The sequence below is a fragment of the Dietzia sp. CW19 genome (genome assembly GCF_014145265.1).
In the GTDB taxonomy this organism is placed as follows: Bacteria; Actinomycetota; Actinomycetes; order Mycobacteriales; family Mycobacteriaceae; genus Dietzia; species Dietzia natronolimnaea.
Map to the genome: position 1 here is coordinate 1 of NZ_JAALEE010000222.1, position 3,765 is coordinate 3,765.

4 protein-coding genes are annotated in these 3,765 nt (G+C 71.0%); 3 read left to right on the forward strand and 1 reads right to left on the reverse strand.

The genetic code is table 11. The annotated features are described in order from the left end of the window. Nucleotides 1–171: 171 nt before the first annotated feature. Nucleotides 172–570, reverse strand: a complete 399-nt coding sequence (locus G6021_RS07395; RefSeq protein WP_182610031.1) for a DUF2784 domain-containing protein — start codon at nt 568–570, stop codon at nt 172–174. 300 nt (nt 571–870) lie between these two features. Between G6021_RS07395 and G6021_RS07400 the strand changes: the two genes are divergently transcribed. From G6021_RS07400 to G6021_RS07410, 3 genes are read left to right on the forward strand one after another with little or no spacing between them, the layout of a single operon-like run. Further along, nucleotides 871–1,944 (forward strand): 3-deoxy-7-phosphoheptulonate synthase, encoded by a 1,074-nt coding sequence (locus G6021_RS07400; RefSeq protein ID WP_182610032.1) that lies wholly within the window; start codon nt 871–873, stop codon nt 1,942–1,944. A 59-nt stretch (nt 1,945–2,003) separates the two neighbouring features. After that, the gene (locus G6021_RS07405) at nt 2,004–2,771 is read left to right on the forward strand and encodes an isoprenyl transferase (protein ID WP_182610033.1); all 768 of its coding nucleotides are present in this window, start codon (nt 2,004–2,006) and stop codon (nt 2,769–2,771) included. Beyond that, nucleotides 2,771–3,484: an MOSC domain-containing protein gene (locus G6021_RS07410; protein ID WP_187700534.1), complete on the forward strand. Its 714-nt coding sequence runs from the start codon at nt 2,771–2,773 to the stop codon at nt 3,482–3,484. The genes G6021_RS07405 and G6021_RS07410 overlap by 1 nt, the downstream gene beginning before the upstream one ends. Nucleotides 3,485–3,765 lie beyond the last annotated feature (281 nt).

The following is a 3,765-nucleotide window of genomic DNA, read 5'->3' on the forward strand; positions in this document are numbered from 1 at the left end:
ACGGCGCGAAGCGCCCCGAACGCCGCCGAACTCGTCGTCGTCATCATCGGATCCACCACCGCACCCCCCTGCGCCAATCGGACTCGCTACCATTCGAACGTGTGATCTAGTATATCGTCTCAACCGAGATGGCACAAGTGTTCGACTGGCCCCGTGAGGGCGGGGTCGACCTCAGGGGTATCGCGCCTCTGGGGCGAATGCGCGGGAGCGTGCGCGGGCTCGCCAGTGCAGGAAGGCCAGGCCCACCCACGAGACGAGCACGGCGGCCGCAACGGCGAGCTGGGCCGTCAGGAGATGTTCCGCTGGGTAAATGACGCCGGTGAGGTAGTGGTCGATGAACCCCGTCGAGGGAAGCGTCTCCTGGCCGGCGCGGGCGCGTCCCCAGTTCTCCACGTGGGTGAGTGGACAGTCCCACCCCACCGTCGCGATCCCGAGTCCGTAGGCCGCCGTCGCCAGATGCGGCCAGAATGTCCAACGCCAGCGCCACGCGAGGAACCCGCCCACCACCATGTACACGAGGAAGGCCGCGTGGAGCACCATCGCGACGTCCGCGACGAGTCGGTATCCCATGCCTCCAGGGTGCCAGCCGGTGCGGGAGGCGCAAGTGGCCCGACGGGGGCGGCCTCTGCTACGGTGTCCGGCATGTCGATCGCTCGCGCATATTGGCGCTTTATGTGGGCTCCGGGTGGAGCCCGCGCCGCGAGCGCACGCGTCCGCTAGCCGGACGTCCGACACCCGGAGCCCAGAGGCGGTGACCATGATGGTCGCCGCCTCCCGCCATTTCCAGCGGCGGATCCGGGTGCGCACAGGGCACCGAACAGGATCACGGCACCCGGCCCGCCACGACCACCGCATCAGGAGCGCACAGCCGTGACCATCACCGCCGAGAACCCCACCCAGACCGCCGACCGGCGAGTCCTGTCCTACTCCCCGTTGCCGACGCCGATCGAGATCCTCGGCGAACTCCCGTTGGGAGAGGCCCGCGAAGCGCTGGTCGAGCGTAGCCGCAGCGAGATCGCCGATGTCCTGGCCGGGCGCGACGACCGGCTGCTCGTGGTGGTGGGGCCCTGCTCGGTCCACGATCCCGACGCCGCGCTCGACTACGCGGGGCGCCTCGCCACACTCGCCGAGGAGGTCTCCGAGGATCTGCTCATCGTCATGCGCGTCTACTTCGAGAAGCCGCGCACCACTGTCGGGTGGAAGGGCCTGATCAACGACCCGGCGCTGGACGGGAGTTACGACATCCCGCGGGGTCTGCGCACGGCCCGCAGACTCCTCCTGGACGTGTTGGACCTCGGCCTGCCCGTCGGCTGCGAGTTCCTCGAACCGACCAGTCCGCAGTACATCGCCGACGCCGTCTCGTGGGGTGCCATCGGGGCCCGGACCACCGAGAGCCAGGTGCACCGCCAGTTGGTCTCCGGCCTGTCCATGCCGGTGGGGTTCAAGAACGGGACGGACGGCGAGGTCCAGGTCGCGGTGGACGGGTGTCGGTCCTCGGCGTCGCGCCACGTGTTCTTCGGCACCGACGCCGAGGGCCGGGCCGCCGTGGTGGAGACCGCCGGGAACACCGACTGCCACGTGATCCTCCGGGGCGGCACGGGCGGACCCAACCACGATGCGGCGTCCGTGGCGTCCGCGGTGGCGTCGGTCGCGAAGGTGGGGCTGCCCGGGCTGGTGATGGTGGATGCGAGCCACGCCAACTCCGGCAAGTCCCACGAGCGTCAGGCCGAGGTCGTGGCCGAGCTCGCCGAGCGGATCGGGGCGGGGGAGGAGGGCATCTCCGGCGTGATGGTCGAGAGCTTCCTCGAGCCCGGCGCCCAGTCCGTCGACGCCGCGGAACTCGTCTACGGCAAGTCGGTCACCGACGCCTGCATCGGCTGGGACACCACCGAGGAGGGCGTGCGCGCGCTGGCCGCGGGGGTTCGCGCCGGCCGACGGGGCTGAGCCCCCGCGGGGTCAGGGGGACCCCTGTGGAGGGGGCGTCGCGCGGTAACCTCTACCGAGTGGATGCCTCCTCCCCCCTGTACTCGCTGTACGAGTCGCGACTCCGGTCGTCACTCGAGGGTGCCCGGCTCCCACGGCACATCGCCGTGATGGCCGACGGAAACCGCCGATGGGCCAAGGAGGCCGGGTTCGCGGATGTCGCGCACGGACACCGGGCCGGGGCGGTCAAGATCGCCGAGATGCTGGGCTGGTGCGACGAGCTGGGCGTGGACGTCGCCACCATCTATCTGCTGAGCACCGAGAACCTGGGTCGTGATGCCGAGGAGCTCGACGAGCTGCTGCAGATCATCGCCGACGTGGTGGACGAGATCACCGGTCCGGACAAGAACTGGGACGTCCGGATCGTCGGGCGGCTCGAGGTGCTGCCGGACTGGCTGGCCGAGCGGCTGCGCCACGCCGAGCGCGCGAGCACCGGGCGTCGGGGGGTCAAGGTCAACGTCGCCGTGGGGTACGGCGGCCGTCAGGAGATCGCCGACGCGACCCGCGAGCTCGTCGCCCAGTTGATCGACGAGGGCCGGACCGGGCGGGACCTGGTCGACGGCATCACCGTGGAGGCCATCGGCGAGCACCTCTACACCTCCGGCCAGCCCGATCCCGATCTGGTGATCCGTACGTCCGGCGAGCAGCGGCTCTCCGGATTCCTGCTGTGGCAGAGCGCCTACTCGGAGATCTGGTTCACCGAGGCCTACTGGCCCGCGTTCCGCCGCGTGGACTTCCTCCGCGCCCTGCGCGACTACGGTGCCCGCAACCGCAGGTTCGGCCACTGATGCCGGCCTCGAACAGTCCCGCGTCCGGGGAGACGGTGCCGGAGTCGTTCACCGTGCAGGCCGTCTGCGTGGTGGACCAGCTCCTCACCGTTCCCGGCCGCGTCGGCGTGACGGCGATCGACAAGCGCCCCGTCGAGGGCCCGGTGCAGGTCCGTGAGTACGGCCTCCACGGAGACGTCCAGGCCGACCGCGAGCATCACGGCGGCGTGTGGAAGGCCGTCTACCTGCTCTCCGACTCCGACGTCGAGCCGTGGGAGCCCGAGTTCGGTGGGCCGATCCCGCCCGGGTACTTCGGCGAGAACCTGCGAGTGACCGGCGTCGACACCTCGCAGCTGCAGATCGGCACCGTCCTGGAGGTGGGCCGGGGCAGCGGTCGTCGGGGTCCGTTGCGCCTGGAGATCACCACCCCGCGCATCCCGTGCCAGACGTTCGGCGATCGCGTCGGCAAGCCCAGGTGGGTGCGCCGGTTCACCGAGGCGGGGCGACCGGGTGCGTACGCCCGTGTGCTGCGGCCGGGGCCTGTCGAGGTGGGCGACGAGATCCGGGTGGTCGCCGTGCCCACGCACGGCGTCACCATCGGGCGGGTGTTCGCGGGGGTCGACGACGACGAGGCCGGCCGCCTGCTGTCCGAGTACACGCTCTCCGACCTCGCGCCGAGCCTCGTGCGCAAGCTCGACCCCGCCACGGACGTCCGGCCCTCGGACGCCGACTGAGGCGACGCCTCAGAGCGATCTCGCTGCGGTCTTGCCGAGAGATTCAGCCGCGAGGTCGATTCCGCTCACGTTGTCCCAGGTCGCGTGTCGCTTTTCGCGGCATTCGTGACCACTCGGCGAGAGCCCGGGCCAAGAGGTGTGCGTTCGGGCAGCCGGGGGCAGTGTCCGGGCGGCAGAGGTCACCCGGGCGGCTCGGCGAGGTGGTCCCACACCGGTCCGGCGGTGCGCCACAGTGCGGGAGCCTGCTCGCGGCCCACGTCGGGCAGCCGGAACGCGCCGCT